Source organism: Pseudomonas sp. NPDC089996 (assembly GCF_044748405.1).
Taxonomy (GTDB): domain Bacteria; phylum Pseudomonadota; class Gammaproteobacteria; order Pseudomonadales; family Pseudomonadaceae; genus Aquipseudomonas.
The window spans coordinates 435,411-452,079 of sequence record NZ_JBIVGA010000002.1; the positions used below are offsets into that span (position 1 = coordinate 435,411).

10 protein-coding genes and 1 pseudogene are annotated in these 16,669 nt (G+C 63.1%); 7 read left to right on the top strand and 4 right to left on the bottom strand.

From position 1 onward, the window contains the following. Positions 1 to 106: 106 nt before the first annotated feature. The 4 genes from ccoG (at position 107) to ACIPW4_RS04905 (ending at position 6,750) form a co-directional block, all read left to right on the top strand. Complete coding sequence (gene ccoG / locus ACIPW4_RS04890) at positions 107 to 1,477, top strand: cytochrome c oxidase accessory protein CcoG (protein WP_400655325.1); 1,371 nt, start codon at positions 107 to 109, stop codon at positions 1,475 to 1,477. Between the two features lie 39 nt (positions 1,478 to 1,516). Then, on the top strand, positions 1,517 to 2,926 hold the full coding sequence (gene mapR / locus ACIPW4_RS04895) for a GntR family transcriptional regulator MpaR (protein ID WP_400655327.1): 1,410 nt from the start codon (positions 1,517 to 1,519) through the stop codon (positions 2,924 to 2,926). Positions 2,927 to 2,982: 56 nt separating this feature from the next. Next, positions 2,983 to 4,620, top strand: a complete 1,638-nt coding sequence (locus tag ACIPW4_RS04900) for an ATP-binding protein (RefSeq protein WP_400655330.1) — start codon at positions 2,983 to 2,985, stop codon at positions 4,618 to 4,620. A 63-nt stretch (positions 4,621 to 4,683) separates the two neighbouring features. Then, positions 4,684 to 6,750 (top strand): PAS domain-containing protein, encoded by a 2,067-nt coding sequence (locus ACIPW4_RS04905; protein WP_400655332.1) that lies wholly within the window; start codon positions 4,684 to 4,686, stop codon positions 6,748 to 6,750. Positions 6,751 to 6,760: 10 nt separating this feature from the next. On the opposite strand, the gene ACIPW4_RS04910 is transcribed toward ACIPW4_RS04905, so the two are convergent. Further along, entirely contained in the window at positions 6,761 to 7,507 is a 747-nt protein-coding gene (locus ACIPW4_RS04910) for an SDR family oxidoreductase (protein ID WP_400655333.1), read from the bottom strand. A 167-nt stretch (positions 7,508 to 7,674) separates the two neighbouring features. Here ACIPW4_RS04910 and tssI point away from each other — a divergent pair. The 3 genes and pseudogenes from tssI to ACIPW4_RS04925 all read left to right on the top strand — a co-directional run bounded on the left by tssI (position 7,675) and on the right by ACIPW4_RS04925 (position 13,034). Then, positions 7,675 to 11,083 (top strand): annotated as a pseudogene (gene tssI / locus ACIPW4_RS04915) (type VI secretion system tip protein TssI/VgrG). Then, on the top strand, positions 11,080 to 12,768 hold the full coding sequence (locus tag ACIPW4_RS04920; protein WP_400655335.1) for a DUF2875 family protein: 1,689 nt from the start codon (positions 11,080 to 11,082) through the stop codon (positions 12,766 to 12,768). Before tssI ends, ACIPW4_RS04920 begins: the two are co-directional and overlap by 4 nt. Continuing rightward, the gene (locus ACIPW4_RS04925; protein ID WP_400655338.1) at positions 12,765 to 13,034 is read left to right on the top strand and encodes a PAAR domain-containing protein; all 270 of its coding nucleotides are present in this window, start codon (positions 12,765 to 12,767) and stop codon (positions 13,032 to 13,034) included. Before ACIPW4_RS04920 ends, ACIPW4_RS04925 begins: the two co-directional genes overlap by 4 nt. 280 nt (positions 13,035 to 13,314) lie before the next feature. Here ACIPW4_RS04925 and ACIPW4_RS04930 read toward each other — a convergent pair whose 3' ends face one another. Genes ACIPW4_RS04930 through ACIPW4_RS04940 form a run of 3 tightly spaced genes read right to left on the bottom strand, consistent with a single transcriptional unit; the run spans position 13,315 to position 16,544 of the window. Then, positions 13,315 to 14,850: a DHA2 family efflux MFS transporter permease subunit gene (locus ACIPW4_RS04930; RefSeq protein ID WP_400655341.1), complete on the bottom strand. Its 1,536-nt coding sequence runs from the start codon at positions 14,848 to 14,850 to the stop codon at positions 13,315 to 13,317. Further along, on the bottom strand, positions 14,847 to 16,040 hold the full coding sequence (locus ACIPW4_RS04935) for an HlyD family efflux transporter periplasmic adaptor subunit (RefSeq protein ID WP_400655344.1): 1,194 nt from the start codon (positions 16,038 to 16,040) through the stop codon (positions 14,847 to 14,849). The genes ACIPW4_RS04930 and ACIPW4_RS04935 overlap by 4 nt, the downstream gene beginning before the upstream one ends. A gap of 30 nt (positions 16,041 to 16,070) precedes the next feature. After that, positions 16,071 to 16,544, bottom strand: coding sequence for a MarR family winged helix-turn-helix transcriptional regulator (locus ACIPW4_RS04940; protein ID WP_400655347.1), 474 nt, complete (start codon positions 16,542 to 16,544; stop codon positions 16,071 to 16,073). Positions 16,545 to 16,669 lie beyond the last annotated feature (125 nt).

Sequence of the window (16,669 nt, forward strand, 5' to 3'; positions counted from 1 at the left end):
GGCGGTAATCTGATACGGTTTTTATCGTCTGACCTGAGCCTGTGCTGAAAACAGTTCGGGGGCCATAGTGCTCGTGCCTGATCGAGGCCAGCCGAGCACCGACGCCATGACCGACCGTATCCATGCCACCCAGATTGCCGCCAACGGCATCCACACCCGCAGCTTCAGCGGCCTGTACCGCTCGCTGCGCATTGCCTTCGCGGGCGCGCTGTTCGTACTGTTCTTCGGCACCGCCTGGCTCGACTGGAACGGCCGCCAGGCGGTGCTGTGGGACTTGGCCGAAAGCAAGTTTCACATCTTCGGCGCGACCTTCTGGCCGCAGGATTTCATCCTGCTCTCGGCGCTGCTGATCATCTGCGCCTTCGGCCTGTTTGCCATCACCGTCTACGCCGGCCGGGTCTGGTGCGGCTACAGCTGCCCGCAAAGCACCTGGACCTGGTTGTTCATGTGGTGCGAAAAGGTCACCGAAGGCGAGCGCAACCAGCGCATCAGGCTTGCCGCCGCGCCCTGGAGCCTGAACAAGCTGGCCCGGCGCGCGCTCAAGCATGGCCTTTGGCTGACCATCGGTCTGCTCACCGGGCTGACCTTCGTCGGCTACTTCACGCCCATCCGCCCACTGGCCCATGAACTGTTCACCCTGCAACTGGGCGGCGTGGCACTGTTCTGGGTGCTGTTCTTCACCGCCGCCACCTACATCAATGCCGGCTTGCTGCGCGAAGCGGTGTGTCTGCACATGTGCCCGTATGCGCGCTTTCAGAGCGTGATGTTCGACAAGCACACCCTGGCCGTGGCTTACGACCCCCACCGCGGCGAATCCCGCGGCCCGCGCAAGAAAGGCAGTGATGCCCGCGCCCAGGGGCTGGGTGACTGCATCGACTGCACCTTGTGCGTGCAAGTCTGTCCCACCGGCATCGATATCCGCGACGGCCTGCAGATGGCTTGCATCGGTTGCGCTGCGTGTATCGATGCCTGTGACAACGTCATGGACACGATGGGCTACCGCCGTGGCCTGATCGGCTACAAATCCGAGCACAGCCTGCAAGGCGGCGCCACCCATTGGCTGCGCCCGCGCCTGCTGGGCTACGCCGCTGCCCTGGTGCTGATGATCGCCGCCCTGGTGGTGGCTCTGCAGCTGCGCCCGATGGTGTCGCTGGACGTGATCAAGGACCGTGGCCTGTTCCGTGAGAACGCCCTGGGCCAGATCGAGAACATCTACCTGCTCAAGGTCATCAACAAGACCACGCAGCCCCAGCGTTACCACTTGCGCCTGCTCGATGCCGACGGCTTCGAACTGCACGGCAGCACTGCGTTCAGCATCCCGGCCGGCGAAATGAGCGAGCTGCCGGTGTCGGTGGCGCTGCTGGCCGAACGCCCGGCCAGCAGCTCGCAGGAACTGGCCTTCGAAATCCGCGACAGCGACCAGCCCGCCGTGCGCAGCGTTGCCCGCAGCCGCTTCGTGGCACCCCTGAACCGCTGATCCCTTACACTGATTGTTCACCTTGCCTGCCGAGCCCCCATGAAACGCTACGAACGCTTCGCCGACGACATTGCCGAACTGATCCGCTCCGGGGTACTCGGCCCAGGCCAGCGCGTGCCTTCGGTGCGCTATGCCAGCCAGACCCACGGCGTCAGCCCGTCCACGGTGTTCCAGGCCTACTACCTGCTCGAACGCCGCGGGCTGATCCGCGCAAGGCCGCGCTCGGGCTATTTCGTCAATGCCCACGCCCCGCGCCAGTTCAGCGAGCCGCAAGCGCTGGAACCGCTGAGCGAATCGACCGAGGTGGACGTCAGCGGCCTGGTGTTCTCCATCCTCGACTCGATCAAGGACCCGGGCACCGTGCCGTTCGGTTCGGCCTTCCCCAGCCCTGAACTGTTCCCGCTGCAGCGCCTGTCACGCTCGCTGGCCAGTGCCAGCCGGGCCATGGACCCGCGCATGGTGGTCACCGACCTGTCGCCTGGCAACCCGCAACTGCGCCGGCAGATCGCCCTGCGCTACATGGTCGGTGGGCTGATGCTGCCGATGGAAGAGCTGCTGATCACCAATGGTGCGCTGGAAGCCTTGAACCTGTGCCTGCAGGCCGTCACCGAGCCCGGCGACCTGGTGGCCATCGAGGCCCCGGCCTTCTATGCCTGCCTGCAGGTGTTGGAGCGGCTGAAGCTCAAGGCCGTAGAGATCCCGGTGCACCCGCGCGAGGGCATGGACCTGACCGTGCTGGCCCAGACCCTGGACAAGCACCCGGTCAAGGCCGTGTGGTGCATGACCAACTTCCAGAACCCGGTGGGCGCGAGCATGCCCGAAGCCAGGAAACAGGCCTTGGTCGAGTTGCTGCGCCGCCACCAGGTGCCGCTGATCGAGGACGATGTCTACGCCGAGCTGTATTACGCGCAGCAGGCCCCCAAGCCGGCCAAGGCCTTCGACACCGAGGGCCTGGTGATGCACTGCGGCTCGTTCGCCAAAAGCCTGGCGCCGGGCTACCGCATCGGCTGGGTGGCCGCCGGGCGCTTCGCGCAGAAGATCGAACGGCTGAAACTGATGACCTCGCTGTGCGCCTCGATGCCCGCCCAGGCGGCCATCGCCGACTACCTGCAGCATGGCGGCTACGACCGCCACCTGCGCAAGCTGCGTTACGCCCTGGAGGGCCAGCAGGCCAACATGCTGGCAGCCATCGCCCGCTATTTCCCGGCGCAGACCCGCGTCAGCCAGCCCTCCGGCGGCTATTTCCTGTGGCTGGAACTGCCTGAACAGATGGACGCCCTGAAGCTGTTCCACATGGCCCTGGCCCAGGGTATCAGCATCGCGCCGGGGCCGATCTTTTCGCCGACCCGACGCTTTGGCAACTGCATTCGCCTGAACTACGGCTCACCGTGGAACGAGGCCGCCGAGCGTGCCATGGAAACCCTCGGGCGCATCATTCGCTCGTTCTGAAGGAAGGCCTGAACAAGTACGGCTATAGTTGAGCAACCTACTCGCGGGATCGCTCCATGCCGCCTGATGACCTGCCCTCCCCTACGCCCTCCCCGCAACAGCTGCAGGAACTGGCCCAACGCATCGACCAGGCCCAGGCCAACAGCAAACTGCTGGGCGAACTGGTCGACCACAGCCGGGCCAACGTGTTCGCAGCCGATCGCAACTTCCGGCTGCTGGCGATCAACCGCACCGCGCAGGAAACCTTCAAACGCCTGCGCGGTTTCGTGCCGCAGGTGGGCGACTACATTCCGCAGTTTGTTGCCAACCAGCCTGACATCGCAAATTGGCTGAAACCGGTGTGGCCACGGGTGCTGGCCGGCGAGGCGTTCACCGACACCATTGCCCTCGGCCCGGCCGACGCCCAGCGTCACTATGAGATCAGCTACGACACCTTGCGCGACGCTCAGCAGCAGATCCTGGGCGGCTACCTGTTCGCCTACGACATCAGCGAGCGCGTCGCCGAGCAGGAGCGCATGCGCAAGACCGAAGACGCCCTGCGCCAATCGCAGAAAATGGAAGCAGTCGGCCAGTTGACCGGGGGCATCGCCCACGATTTCAACAACCTGCTCGGCGGCATCCTGGGTGCCCTGGAGATGGCCGAACTGCGCCAGGCCGAACAGCGCTACCAGGACACCACGCGGCTGCTCGGCATCGCCCGGCACAACGCCCAGCGTGCCGCCGCGCTGGTGCAGCGCCTGCTGGCCTTCTCGCGCCAGCAGACCCTGGTGCCGCAGGCCGTGGACGTGCAGCAACTGGTGGCTGGCATGCGCGAGCTGATCGACAGCTCGCTCGATGCGCGCATCAGCTTCATGGACCAGACCCGCAGCGGCCAGTGGCTGGTGCAGATCGACCCGAACCAGCTGGAAAACGCCCTGCTCAACCTGTGCATCAATGCGCGCGACGCCATGCCGCTGGGCGGCACGCTGCGCATCGCCAGTGAAAACACTCAGCTCGATGGGCTGCAGGCCCGTGCACTGGACCTGCCTGGCGGCGCCTACCTGCAGGTCAGTGTCTGCGACAACGGCGTAGGCATGCCTGCCGAAGTGCTGCAAAGGGCATGCGAGCCCTTCTTCACCACCAAACCACTGGGCCAGGGTTCAGGCCTTGGGCTGTCGATCGTGCATGGCTTCGTGCGCCAGTCCGGCGGCCAACTGCGCATCACCAGCGAACCGGGGCAAGGAGCCAGCGTGCACCTCTACTTGCCACGGGCCTCATGCGACGCAACCGGGTATGCCTGCGAGCAGCCTCGGACGCCAGGCAAACAGCCCCGCTCAACGCCACAGGTGGTCATGCTGGTGGAAGACCACGACACCCTGCGGCTGCTGATCAGCGAGCTGCTCGAGGACCAAGGGCACCCTGTGCATGCCTTCAGCGATGGTCGCAGCGCGCTGCAAGCCCTGCAGACAGGCTTGCGCCCTGACCTGCTGATCACCGACATCGGCCTGCCGGGCGGCATCGATGGCTATCAGGTAGCAGCAGCCTGCCAGAAGCTGTCCGGTACCGTCGCGGTGCTGTACATCACCGCCTATGCCAGCAACCGGGTCAATGTCAGCCCTGGCAGGCACTGCGCCGTCCTGTACAAACCGTTCGAACTGACAGCCCTCAACCAGCAAGTCGCACAGCTACTGGAAAATCGGCGCAAGCCGCTGTAGCCGGCTATGCGCAGGCGTTGCGGACAGGTAAAGTCCGACCATTCATCTCTGCCGGACGTCGCCATGCCCCACCGCGACCTGCTCGCCCTGCGTCAGGAAATCGAAACCCTGCGCCAGCATAACGCGCAGCTGCAAACCCAGCTGCAGCAACACGAAGATCAGGACCAGAACATCTATCGATTCCTGTTCGACACCATGGACGAAGGCTTCTGCATCATCGAGTTCTTCGACGGCCCCCATGGCCCGCTCAGCGACTATGTCCATGTACTGGCCAACGCCGCCTACGCCAAGCATGCCGGCATCCCCAACGTGGTCGGTCAGAAACTGCGCGAGATGGTACCTGACGAGGCTGACGGCTGGGTCGCCCGCTACGGTGCGGTATTGCGCACGGGCAAGCCGCTGCAGTTCGAACAGGAACTGGTCGCCACCGGCCATGTGCTGTCGGTGACCACTTTCCGCATCGAGCCGGCAGAGCGCCGCCAGGTCGCGGTGCTGTTCCAGGACGTCACCCAGCGGCGCAAGGCCGAGCAAGCCTTGCAGCAGCTGAACGCAGAGCTTGAACAGCGGGTCAGTGCGGCGCTGGCCGAGCGCCGACTGTTTGCCGAGCTGGTCGACCATAGCGTTGTCAACGTGCATGTCATCGATACCAATCTGCGCTGGCTGGCAGTCAACCGCCAGGCCAGGCATGACTTCCATACCTTGTACGGCCATACGCCTGAAGTCGGTGAATACCTGCCGGCTGTGGTGGGCCAAAGCCAGCTGACTGACGATACGCTGATCATGCCCATGTGGCACCGGGCTTTGGCAGGTGAACAGTTCACCGAGATCGGCGCGTTCGGCCCCCGCCACTATGAGCTGCATTTCAACGCCTTGCGCGACCATGACGGCAGCGTGCAAGGCGCTTACCTGTTCGCCTATGAAATTACCGAACGGGTTCAGGAACAGCAGCGCCTGGCCAAGGCCGAGCAGGCGCTGCGCCAGGCGCAGAAGATGGAAGCCGTGGGCCAGCTCAGTGGCGGTATCGCGCATGACTTCAACAACCTGCTGGGCGGCATCATCAATGCGCAGGAGCTGATGCAAAAGCGCCTGGGCCAACAGCGCTATGCAGAACTTGAACCTTTGCTCACGATTTCGAACGACTCGGCGCAACGGGCTTCAGCGCTGGTGCATCGGTTGCTGGCCTTCTCGCGCCAGCAGACCTTGCAACCGCGCTCGACCGAGGTCGCGGCGCTGATCAACGACATGGAGGACCTGGCACGCCGCACCATTGGCCCGTCGATTGCCTTGCGCAGCCGCTTCATCGCACGGCTGTGGCCGACTTTCATCGACCCGCCACAGTTGGAAAGCGCCCTGCTCAACCTGTGCATCAACGCACGCGACGCCATGCCAGGCGGCGGCACGATCGATATCGAGGGCGATAACCTCACCCTCGACAGCGAGCAGGCGCGCCCGCTCGAGCTGGCTGCCGGCGACTATGTGCGGCTCAGCGTGGCCGATACCGGCAGCGGCATGAATGCCTCGGTGGCGGCGCGCGCAATCGACCCGTTCTTCTCCACCAAACCCACGGGCCAGGGCACTGGCCTGGGGTTGTCGATGACCTATGGTTTCGTGCGCCAGTCGGGCGGCCAGCTACGCTTGCTTTCCACGCCCGGACAGGGGACACGGGTCGAACTCTACCTGCCACGCCATCACGAGCCACCTGCAGCACCGGTTCGGCCGGCCGCGCACAACGGTCTGGCAAGCAGCCACCAGGGCGGACAACGCATCGTATTGGTGGAAGACCAGGCAGCACTGCGCCTGGTGATCGGCGAAGTGCTGGAAGAGCTGGGCTACCAGGTCGAGGCCTTCGAGAATGGCCCGGCCGCACTGGCCTACATGCAGCAGTGCGAGCAGCCTGACCTGCTGCTGAGCGATATCGGCCTGCCCGACGGCCCCAATGGCCGCCAAGTGGCGGAACGTTGCCGGCAACTGTTTCCGCAGCTCAAAGTGCTCTTCATTACTGGCTACGACGAGAGTGCCGCACTCAGTGATGGCCAGCTGTTGCAAGGTACCCGTGTGCTGACCAAGCCTTTCGAGCTGCAAACACTGGCCGAGCAGGTGAGTCAGCTGCTGGAAGATGAGCTGCCCTGAGCGGCTACTCTCAGCGCCCGCCGCCCAGTTCGATGAAGCTGCCGGTGGAATACGAGGCCTTGTCCGACAGCAGCCAGAGAATCGCCTCGGCCACTTCCTCGGCACGCCCTCCGCGGCCCATGGGCAGGCCGGGTTCGAGCTTGCTCACGCGGTCGGGGTCACCGGACAGGGCATGGAAACCGGTGTGGATGTAACCCGGCCGCACACCGTTGACCCTCACGCCCTCGCCCGCCACTTCCTTGGCCAGGCCGATGGTGAAGGTATCCAGTGCGCCTTTGGAGGCGGCGTAGTCGACGTACTCGTTGGGTGAGCCCAGGCGTGCGGCGACCGAGGACACATTGACGATCGCGCCACCCTGCCCGCCGTGGCGACGGGCCATGCGCAGCAGCGCGTGCTTGGCGCACAGCATGGGGCCGACGACGTTGGTCTTCATGACCTTGAGCAGGCGGAACTCGGACATGTCCTCGACTCGGCTTTGCTGGCCGATGGTGCCGGCATTGTTGACCAGCGCGGTCACCGGGCCGAGCTCCTGGTCGACGCGGTGGAACAGCTGGATCACTTCGTCTTCGACGCTGGCGTCGGCACGCACGGTGATGGCTTCGGCACCGAGGGCGCGGACCTGGGCGAGGATACTTTCGGCGGCCTGGTCGTCGGCGTGGTAGTTGATGCAGATGCGGTAACCCTCACGGGCGGCCTGCAAGGCGGTGGCGGCACCGATGCCACGGCTGGCACCCGTGATGACGATGACTTTGTGCATGGCGATTGACGGATCGGTCAGGGACGGAGGCACGACAATAGGTGAAAAAACCTGACAATGGAATGACCGTCACGTCTTGACAAACTATTACCCGCCCCTGGTGCGTCGGGTTCTGTCGCAACCTGTGATACGTTGCGCAGCTTGTTCTACCAGGGAATACAACGTCGATGGAATTGACGAACATCTTTGCACCACAGAACCGCCGACTGATCAAACTCACCACCCCCATCCAGGATGACCAGGCGTTGTTGCTGGAGCACTTCAGCGGCAATGAAGGGTTGTCCACGCTGTTCAGCTTCGACCTGTCGCTGATCAGCCAGGATGCCAGGCTCGAGCTCAAGTCATTGATTGGCCAACCCGCCCATCTGGAGATCGAACTGGCTGACGGTGGGGTGCGCCATATCCATGGTCTCATCACCCAATTCAACCTGCTGGGCAGCGACGGAGGCCTGGCGCGGTATAGCGCGACCTTGAGCCCCTGGCTGTGGATGCTGTCGCGACGCGTCGATTCGCGGATCTTTCAAGAGCAGACCATTGAAACGGTCATCCGCACGGTGTTCGAGCATTACGGCGGGTTGCGCCAATTCGAGTTTCGCCTGCTCGGGCCTCTCAAGTCCCACAGCTACATCACCCAGTACCGCGAAACCGACCTGAATTTCGTGTTGCGCTTGCTGGAACAGGACGGCCTGTTCTTCTACTTCGATCACAGCAAGGACGGGCACAGCCTGATCATCACGGATCGTTCCCAGGGCCTGGAGGCGCTGCCCGAGCAACCGCAGATCCGCTACCACAGCGCCTTTGTCACCGAGACCAGTGACTCGATCACCCAATGGCGCAGCCACCGGGTCTTGCAACCGGGCAAGATGGCCATCCAGACTTTCGATTACAAGCAGCCAAGAAATCCGTTATCCATCGGCATGGTCAGCCTCAATGAACAGGGTGACGCCCCACCCTACGAGGTCTACGATTTTTTCGGTGCCTATAGCCATGGCCTGCACAACGAGGGCGAGGCACTGGTCCGTCGCCATCTGGAGATCATCGAAGCCAAGGCCAAGACCTTTACCGGCAGCAGCAACTGCCGGGCCATGCGGCCGGGCTACAGCTTCGAGCTGACCCAGCACTTCGACCATGAACGGGGCGCGGTACGAGCTGGCACGCATCCAGGTCAGGTTCCATTGGCAGCGCGGCGACAGCCTGCCGCAGGGCACCACCTGGGTGCGGGTGGCGATGCCCAGCGCGGGGAGTGGCTTCGGTCACCAGTTCTTGCCACGTATCGGCCAGGAGGTACTGGTCACCTTCCTGGCGGGCGATATTGACCGCCCCGTGGTCACCTCGGTGCTGTACAACGCCGACCACACCCCGCCGCGTTTCAGCAAAGCCTCAGGCCTGCCAGGCAACTATGCGCTGTCCGGCATCCAGACCCAGGAGCACAAGGGCCGGGGGTTCAACGAGCTGTTGTTCGATGACACACCGGGCGCCTTGCGTGCCCGCGTCGCTACCACCCACCACGCCACGGCGCTCAATCTGGGCAAGCTCACCGAGCCACGCACCGACGGCCAGGCCAAGGCCCGTGGCAACGGTGCCGAATTGCGCACCGACGCCGCGATTGCCCTGCGCGCCGCTCAAGGCATGCTACTGACTACCAATGCCCGCCAGGACGCCACCGGTTCGCAGCTGGACCGCGAAGAGCTGCTCAAACTGCTGGCCGAGTGTGGTGAGCTGTTCAAAAGCCTCGGGCAAACGGCCGCCGCTCGCGGCGGGGCTGCGGTGGACAGCGAAGGCATCGACGCCCTGAGCCAGGCCCTGAAACAGTGGCCAGCACCCGACAGCGACAGCCCTGGCGAACCCGTCATGGCCGTCGCGGCTGCGGCAGGTATTGCCAGTGCCACACCGCGCTCGCAACTCCACTATGCCGGCGCGAACCACGACACCACCGCCCAGGACCACCTGCAGTTGACCAGCGGCGCCACCATGCGCCTGCAGGCCGGCAAGGGCATCACCGCCTTCGCCCAGGATGAAGGCCTCAGTGCCATCGCCAATCGCGGCAAAGTGCTGATCCAGGCTCAGGAAGACGACATCACCGCCAACGCGCAGAAGAACCTGCACCTGTCGGCCGCCGAAGGCGAAGTGGTCGTCACCGCCCCCACCATTCGTTTGGTGGCCGATGATGGCAGCTACATCAAGATCGGTGGCGGTGTCGAAATCGGCAGCCAGGGCAAGGTGATCGTCCATGCCAGCGAGCATGACTGGGTCGGCCCCAAGACCGACAGCGCCCAGGTGCCGACATTCACCCGCGACCCGGCGGGGCAACGCTTGGCCTTCCATTACCCGGGGCACGCTGAAGACAGCGTGCGGATGGCCGTTGATCACGCCTACCAGATCAAGCTCGAAGACGGCAGCACCGTAGAAGGGATCAACATCGCCACCGCGGTCACCCAGGCGCCCCACACCCAGCCGCCGCTGTCCGCACTTAGGGACAACAAGACCTACGGCGGTCGCACGGGCCCCAGGTGGTCACCCATACAGGGCTCGCGCAAGGACAAGGTCGGTAACTTCACCGTTTTTCCCGAGCGTGATAATCGCGGCAAGGTTTACCTGTACTTCTGCCCGGACGACACCACAGTCGCCCTGGATGACGTTCATGGCATCGGTACGTATGGGGTACCCAATGCCTTGCCGGACGGCAAACCGGCGATGGCGGCGTTGCAGTCCGTGCGGTTTTACCAGCGCCTGTGGACCAAGCGTCATCGCGACGGTAAGCCGGTACTGGTCGGCGACGCCATACAACAGACGATGCTGCGTGCGAAGGGAGAACCCCGCTACCCTGGCGGCTGGTCACCCGGCGCCGTGGCCTCTCAAGCGCCAATAGCAAAAGGTGAGGAAGTGCTGATCAATGCCGAACCTTTAACCCCACCCTATGCTCCACAGCTGTTTGGCGGCGAGGCAAAGGAAGGCACACCCACAGAGGCAGGCATGGACAGCCCCGATGATGTGAGTATCCGCTCCGCACTGGGCAATCCGAAAGCCCGCTTCAAATGGTTCAAGGTGCGTACCAGCCGTCATCGCGTGAACTCGGATGAAGAACTGGCCCGGTGGAACGCTGGCAAAGAGCCCGGTGATCAAACTTCAGCCATAAGCCAAGCTGCCGTGCATCAAGGCTCGGAGGTGAAAGAGTACGCCATTTACCGTGAAGAAACGCCTAATGAAATCCAGGACCGGATGCGCGAAGATCCGAAAGAAAGGGACCCTAACAGTTACCACTCGGCGGTTTTGCGCAGCCCGGAGAACCAGCGCTGGGTGACTGCGATGGACATTGCTATTGGCCAGGCGCACAGCCTTGATGACCCGGATATGCGGGAGGTGTTGGTTGCGATTGCGGATTGGAAGTTGGATAAAGCGACATTTATGGAAGTCACTAAATTGCCGGGGTGGGCAAGACTGAGTGGGGAGGCACAAGCATTAGTGACTGCCAGTTCTCAGTATTATGGAGAAGGCGTATTCCCACCTTCTGGTCTGGTATCACTTATGCCACCGTCCCTGGTAGTCACAGCACCCGAACAAGGAGTTGGCCGATGAAGGACAATCCGCCCTCCCCTCAGACGCGGCCCAACCTTAAACCTTATCTGTGGATCGCCGGGGTACTCCTTGTGCTCTGGATCAGCTTCATCTGGATTGTCCAACTCAAAGCACAGGAAACTAACATGATACTTAGGGACATGAAACCCGTCCTAGCTTGGGGCATTGCCGCTATTGTCAGCCCGCTACTGATGATCTTCGGCATTCATTGGTGGGGCAATGCCCTGGCAAGTGAGAAGGCAGAGTTTGCCAATTATCGCAACCAGATGGAGCTCAGAAACGCCGAAATACACGCCACCCAAGTGCGCACCTACGCCCTAGAAATTCGAGGTGTCGGACTTGGAATTTACACAGATGGCCAGTCCAAAATCTGGCAGTTTATCAAAAAAAAGAACGACAATTTCGCATCGATTTATTCGCAGGACGCGAAAGACTACGACCCATCATTAGACACAAGGCGAAGCTCCAGAGACATTAAAGTCCGTATCGCATTCAAAAACTCAGCAGGTGAGGCAGTGGCGTATTGGCCAATCCCGGTGTTTGCGCTGGGACCGCCCGCCCCCTACGACAGCGCCGACAGTGCAGCAGGCCTGATCAACTCAGGCCGTAACGCCGCGACCTTGGGCGTTACCCAGTTTTTGTGGCAAGACAATGAAAGCACGACGCATGCTCAAGGCATGATCGAGCGACTGTTCACGTTTTTTGACGATAACCCGAAAGTGCCACAAGCCTTGATCGCAAGTGAGGACGGTGACGTGACGCGAAACGGCTATCGCAAACCCGGCACGCCGGGGTTGCAAAATGGCCACGTGGTTCCGACGATCTACGAAAGCATGACGGGCCTGTTGGTCACACGTTCGGACCGAGTGGACCGCTACATTCGTCCCTTCGTCACCCGTGACGCCGAGGACAATCAGGACAAAAAAACTGACTTTGGCAAGTTGTGGGCGTTTTATTGGGACCGGAGCAAAGCCTTTGGAGATTGGTATGTAGCCGCCGAGCATGCCAAAGGCAATAAAGTGCTATTACCACCCGGCACCATGTCCACCGCCTACTGGCAAGCGCAACTACCTAACTTGTGGAAAACCATCGATAACCGCGGCCCAGGCCACTTCGAACCGTCCCCCTGGCTGCCCGTGCGTTGGGCCGAACACCAACTGAAGGAGTTCGACGCAGCGCCGGTGCTGGGCTACATGCACCGGCCGATCAAGGTCTCGATGCAGGACGAACACGGCAAGCGCCTCAAACCCGCGTTGCAGGCCAAGGCCTTGCAAGCGGGTTGGCTCAAGGCCCTCGATACCCTACCTGCAGGGCAAAAACCGGCGCGCGTGTTCTACGACACTACCGACAACACTGAAGCGGAAATCGCCCTGACCAACGCCCTGCACAGCCTCAATACCGATGGCCAAGGCCTGGACGTGGGCAATGTCGGCGAGGGCTATGACATCGGTCGGCGCCTGGGCAATACCGGCGTCAGCAGCGCGCTGGTGGAAATCAACCTGGCCACCATCGCCAGCTACCTCGATGGTGGTGCCAGTGCCGTGGTGTATGCCGGCAGCGACGGCAGCCTTACCGTGCAGATGATCAGCCCGCCGGATGAGGCACGCAAAACGAAGAACCAGCAGAACCGCGGCGCCGACCCCTTCAAGTATGGCCTCCCAAGTATCGGACGACCGAAGGCATGAGCCATCCCATCTGCCTGGGTGACCCCACCAGCAGCGGCGGCAGCGTGCTGTCATGCCAGCTGGCTGGCACCCACACCGTCAACGGTAAAACGCCAGCGGTGTTGGGTGACAGGGCCAGTTGCCCGCTACATCAAGGGGTTTTCGCCTTTATCGAAGGGCACCCAAGCCGACGCCTGAACGGCAAGCCTTTGGTGCTAAAAGGGCATCGGCTGGCATGCGGGTGTCATGGTGTGGCCAGCCATGCGCTGAATGTGAGCGTGGTGTAGTTGCTGCTGGAGAGGCGATAGGATTGGGTCGGAGCATGAGATGTTCGTCTTGGGGTTTTCGGCGCCTGTAGGAGATGTTCACCACAAGATTTGCAGCGCCTTCGAGATCGAGCGCCGCCCGCGCGGCGCATCGCGAGCAAGCTCGCTCCTACATTTGTTGCAACGTGGCCACGCCTGCAAGGCCATGGTTGTCACCCGGTTTGCACGGCTCAAGATCCGCGATGCGCCGCGCGGGCGGCGCTCGATTTCACAGGCGCTGAAAAGCTTAAGGCGATCACCCTCAATGCCCCGCCGAAGCCGGCCCTGCCTTCGCCGTAAACGGCGGCTTGGCAAACCACACCAACAGAATCAACCCGGCAAACACCCAGGTCATCAAGGTGAAGTAGTCCACCGTCGACATCATGTACGCCTGCGCATTCACGATCTGCTCCAGCTGCGCGTAACTCTGCGAACTCGCACCGCCCAACTGCTCCAGCGTGTGCCGGGTCGCGGGGTCAAACTCACTGATGTGCTCACTCAGGTAAGCATGATGCTGGTCCGCCCGACGAATCCAGATCCACGTGGTCAACGAAGCCGCAAAGCTCCCTCCCAACGTACGCAGGAAGGTCGCCAGCCCCGAGCCATCGGCAATCTGCTGCGGTGGCAGGTCCGACAGCAGGATGCTCAAGGTCGGCATGAAGAACAGCGCCACACCAATCCCCATGAACAACTGCACCAGGGCAATGTGCTGGAAGTCCACCTCGCTGGTGAACCCGGCACGCATGAAACAGCTGGTGCCAATGGCCAGGAACGCCAGCCCCGCCAGCACCCTCAGGTCGAAGCGGTGCGCGTACTTGCCCACGAACGGCGACATGATCACCGGCAGCAAACCGATCGGCGCCACGGCCAGGCCCGCCCAGGTAGCGGTGTAGCCCATCTGCGTCTGCAACCACTGCGGCAGGATCAGGTTGATACCGAAGAACCCCGCGTAGCCACCAACCAGCACAATGGTGCCGATGCGGAAGTTACGGTGCGCAAACAGCCGCAGGTTGACCACCGGGTGGCGGTCGGTGAGCTCCCAGATGATGAAAATCGCCAGGAACACCACGGAAATCAGCGTGCCGACAATGATGAACGACGATTCGAACCAGTCCAGGTCATTGCCTTTGTCCAGCACCACCTGCAAGGCGCCGACGCCGACGATCAGCGTCAGCAGGCCGATGTAGTCCATCGGCTGACGGCTGGTGACCACCGGTCGCGTGCGCATCTGCTGGCGCACCACGGCAGCGGCGAACAGGCCGATCGGCACATTGATGAAGAAGATCCACGGCCAGCTGTAGCTGTCGGTGATCCAGCCACCCAATATCGGCCCGGCAATCGGCGCCACCACCGTGACCATCGCCAGCAAGGCCAGGGCCATCCCCCGTTTGGCCGGTGGGTACACGGCAATCAGCAGGGTCTGGGTCATCGGGTACAGCGGCCCTGCCACCACCCCTTGCAACACCCGAAAGCCCACCAGCTCCGGCATCGACTGGGCGATGCCACAGAGGAACGACGCCAGCACGAACAGCAACGTGGCCCAGATGAACAGCTTGACCTCGCCAAAGCGCCGGCTCAGCCAGCCGGTCAGCGGCAAGGCGATGGCGTTGCTCACCGCGAACGAGGTGATTACCCAGGTGCCCTGCTCGTAGCTCACCCCCAGGTTGCCGGAAATGGTCGGCAGCGCCACGTTGGCGATGGTGGTGTCGAGCACCTGCATGAACGTCGCCAGCGACAGGCCGATGGTGGTCAGCAGCAGGCTCGGCGGGGTGAACTGGGCCGGGGCGTTGTTGCTCATCGTTGCGCCGTCTTGCCGCTGGCGCTGTTGTCGTGAATCAGCCGGGCGATCAGGTCGTCCGCTTCGACCAGCTGGCGGTCGTACACCTGCGTGGTGTAGCTGGCCTGCTGCGGTGGCTGCTGGGCCAGGGCCGGGCCGCTCTGGTCGTGCAGGTCGACTTCGACCACGGTGGACAGGCCGATGCGCAGCGGGTGGTCCTTGAGCTGGTCGGCGCTGAGGTGAATGCGCACCGGCACCCGCTGGACGATCTTGATCCAGTTGCCGGTGGCGTTCTGCGCCGGCAGCAGGGCGAAGGCGCTGCCGGTACCGGCGCCGAGACTGTCGACCGTGCCGCTGTACTTCACTTCACTGCCGTACAGGTCGGCGCTGATTTCCACAGGCTGGCCGATGCGCATGTCGCGCAACTGGGTCTCCTTGAAGTTGGCATCGATCCACACCTCGTTCAGCGGGATCACCGCCATGGTCGCGGTACCCGGCTGCAGGCGCTGCCCGAGCTGCACGGTGCGTTTGGCCACATAGCCGGTGACCGGCGCCACCAGGGTGGTGCGGGCGTGATCGAGGTAGGCCTGACGCAGGTCCGCCGCAGCCGCCATGACCTCTGGGTGCGAGGACACCACGGTGTCGTCGACCAGTGCGGTGCTGGTATTGAGCTGCTGACGGGCGGCGTTGACTGCGGCCTGGGCGACGGTCAGGTCGTCGCGGGCGTGGGAGATTTCTTCGGCAGCGATCGCCCCGCTGTCGGCCAGCACCTTGCGGCGGTTGTAGTTCTGCTGGGCCTTCTGCAGCTCGGCCTGGCGGGTTTGCAGCTGAGCCTTGAGCGAGTCGACGTTGCTGTACAGCCCGCGCACCTGGCGCACGGTACGCGCCAGCTTGGCTTCGGCCGACTGCAGGGCAACCTCGCTGTCGGCCGGGTCGAACTGCAACAGCACCTGGCCGGCATGCACCAGGTCGCCGTCATCGGCGCCGATGCTGGTGACAGTGCCAGTGACCAGCGGGGTGATCTCAACCACGTTGCCGTTGACGTAGGCGTCGTCGGTGCTTTCGTGCCAGCGCCCGACCAGGCTGTACCAGGCCCAGGTGCCAGCGCCGGCGAGCAGCACCAGCAACAGCAGGCCGAGCAGCCAGGCCTTGCGCTTGCCCGACGGCGGCGCGTCGGTGGAGGGAGTTGTGGTGTCTGTGGGAGTGGCCATGACAATACCTTGGAATATGCGTAACAGGGATCAACGATCGCCGAAGCGGCGGATCGTCAGAGGGTCGCCGGCGCCAAGAAGCACCTTGGCCAGCAGGCCTTCGAGGGTCTTCAGCTCGTCTGGCTGCAACACGCCGACCAGTTCGTTCATCGCCGCTGCGCCAATTTCTGGCAGGCGGTCGGCCAGGCGCTGACCGTCGGCGCTCAGCGCCAGGCGCACCTGGCGGCGGTCATCGGCGCAGCGGTTGCGCAGCAGCAGGCCCTTCTGCTCGAGGCGGTCGAGCATGCGGGTCATCGAACCGCTGTCCAGGCCCAGGTAGCGGCAAAGTTCGGCCGGGGTATCCACCTGGTACTGGGTGACGATGATCAGCACCTTGAACTGTGCGGCGGTGACGCCCTCGGATTCGAGGTGCCAGTCGAGAATGCGGTCTTTGAGGATCGCCGCCCGGCCCAGCAGCATGCCGATGGCGCAGGTCTGGAAGTTTTCCGGGTTGAAATGGGACATCGGGGTCTGCTCGGGCAATTGTTTAAAAATATTACTGCCTAGGCAGTGAATGTCAAAGCTTTGATTAGGGGGCTATGTAAAAATTCACTTTGAGCGGGCGTGCGCACTCCATGATGGCCAAAAGC

Bases quoted from the DNA above. Each gene is read 5' to 3' on its own strand.
- ACIPW4_RS04910 (WP_400655333.1), bottom strand. From the start codon at position 7,507: ATGCACAAAGTCATCGTCATCACGGGTGCCAGCCGTGGCATCGGTGCC.
- ACIPW4_RS04925 (WP_400655338.1), top strand. From the start codon at position 12,765: ATGAGCCATCCCATCTGCCTGGGTGACCCCACCAGCAGCGGCGGCAGC.
- ACIPW4_RS04935 (WP_400655344.1), bottom strand. From the start codon at position 16,040: ATGGCCACTCCCACAGACACCACAACTCCCTCCACCGACGCGCCGCCG.
- ACIPW4_RS04920 (WP_400655335.1), top strand. From the start codon at position 11,080: ATGAAGGACAATCCGCCCTCCCCTCAGACGCGGCCCAACCTTAAACCT.
- ACIPW4_RS04900 (WP_400655330.1), top strand. From the start codon at position 2,983: ATGCCGCCTGATGACCTGCCCTCCCCTACGCCCTCCCCGCAACAGCTG.
- ccoG (WP_400655325.1), top strand. From the start codon at position 107: ATGACCGACCGTATCCATGCCACCCAGATTGCCGCCAACGGCATCCAC.
- mapR (WP_400655327.1), top strand. From the start codon at position 1,517: ATGAAACGCTACGAACGCTTCGCCGACGACATTGCCGAACTGATCCGC.
- ACIPW4_RS04905 (WP_400655332.1), top strand. From the start codon at position 4,684: ATGCCCCACCGCGACCTGCTCGCCCTGCGTCAGGAAATCGAAACCCTG.
- ACIPW4_RS04930 (WP_400655341.1), bottom strand. From the start codon at position 14,850: ATGAGCAACAACGCCCCGGCCCAGTTCACCCCGCCGAGCCTGCTGCTG.
- ACIPW4_RS04940 (WP_400655347.1), bottom strand. From the start codon at position 16,544: ATGTCCCATTTCAACCCGGAAAACTTCCAGACCTGCGCCATCGGCATG.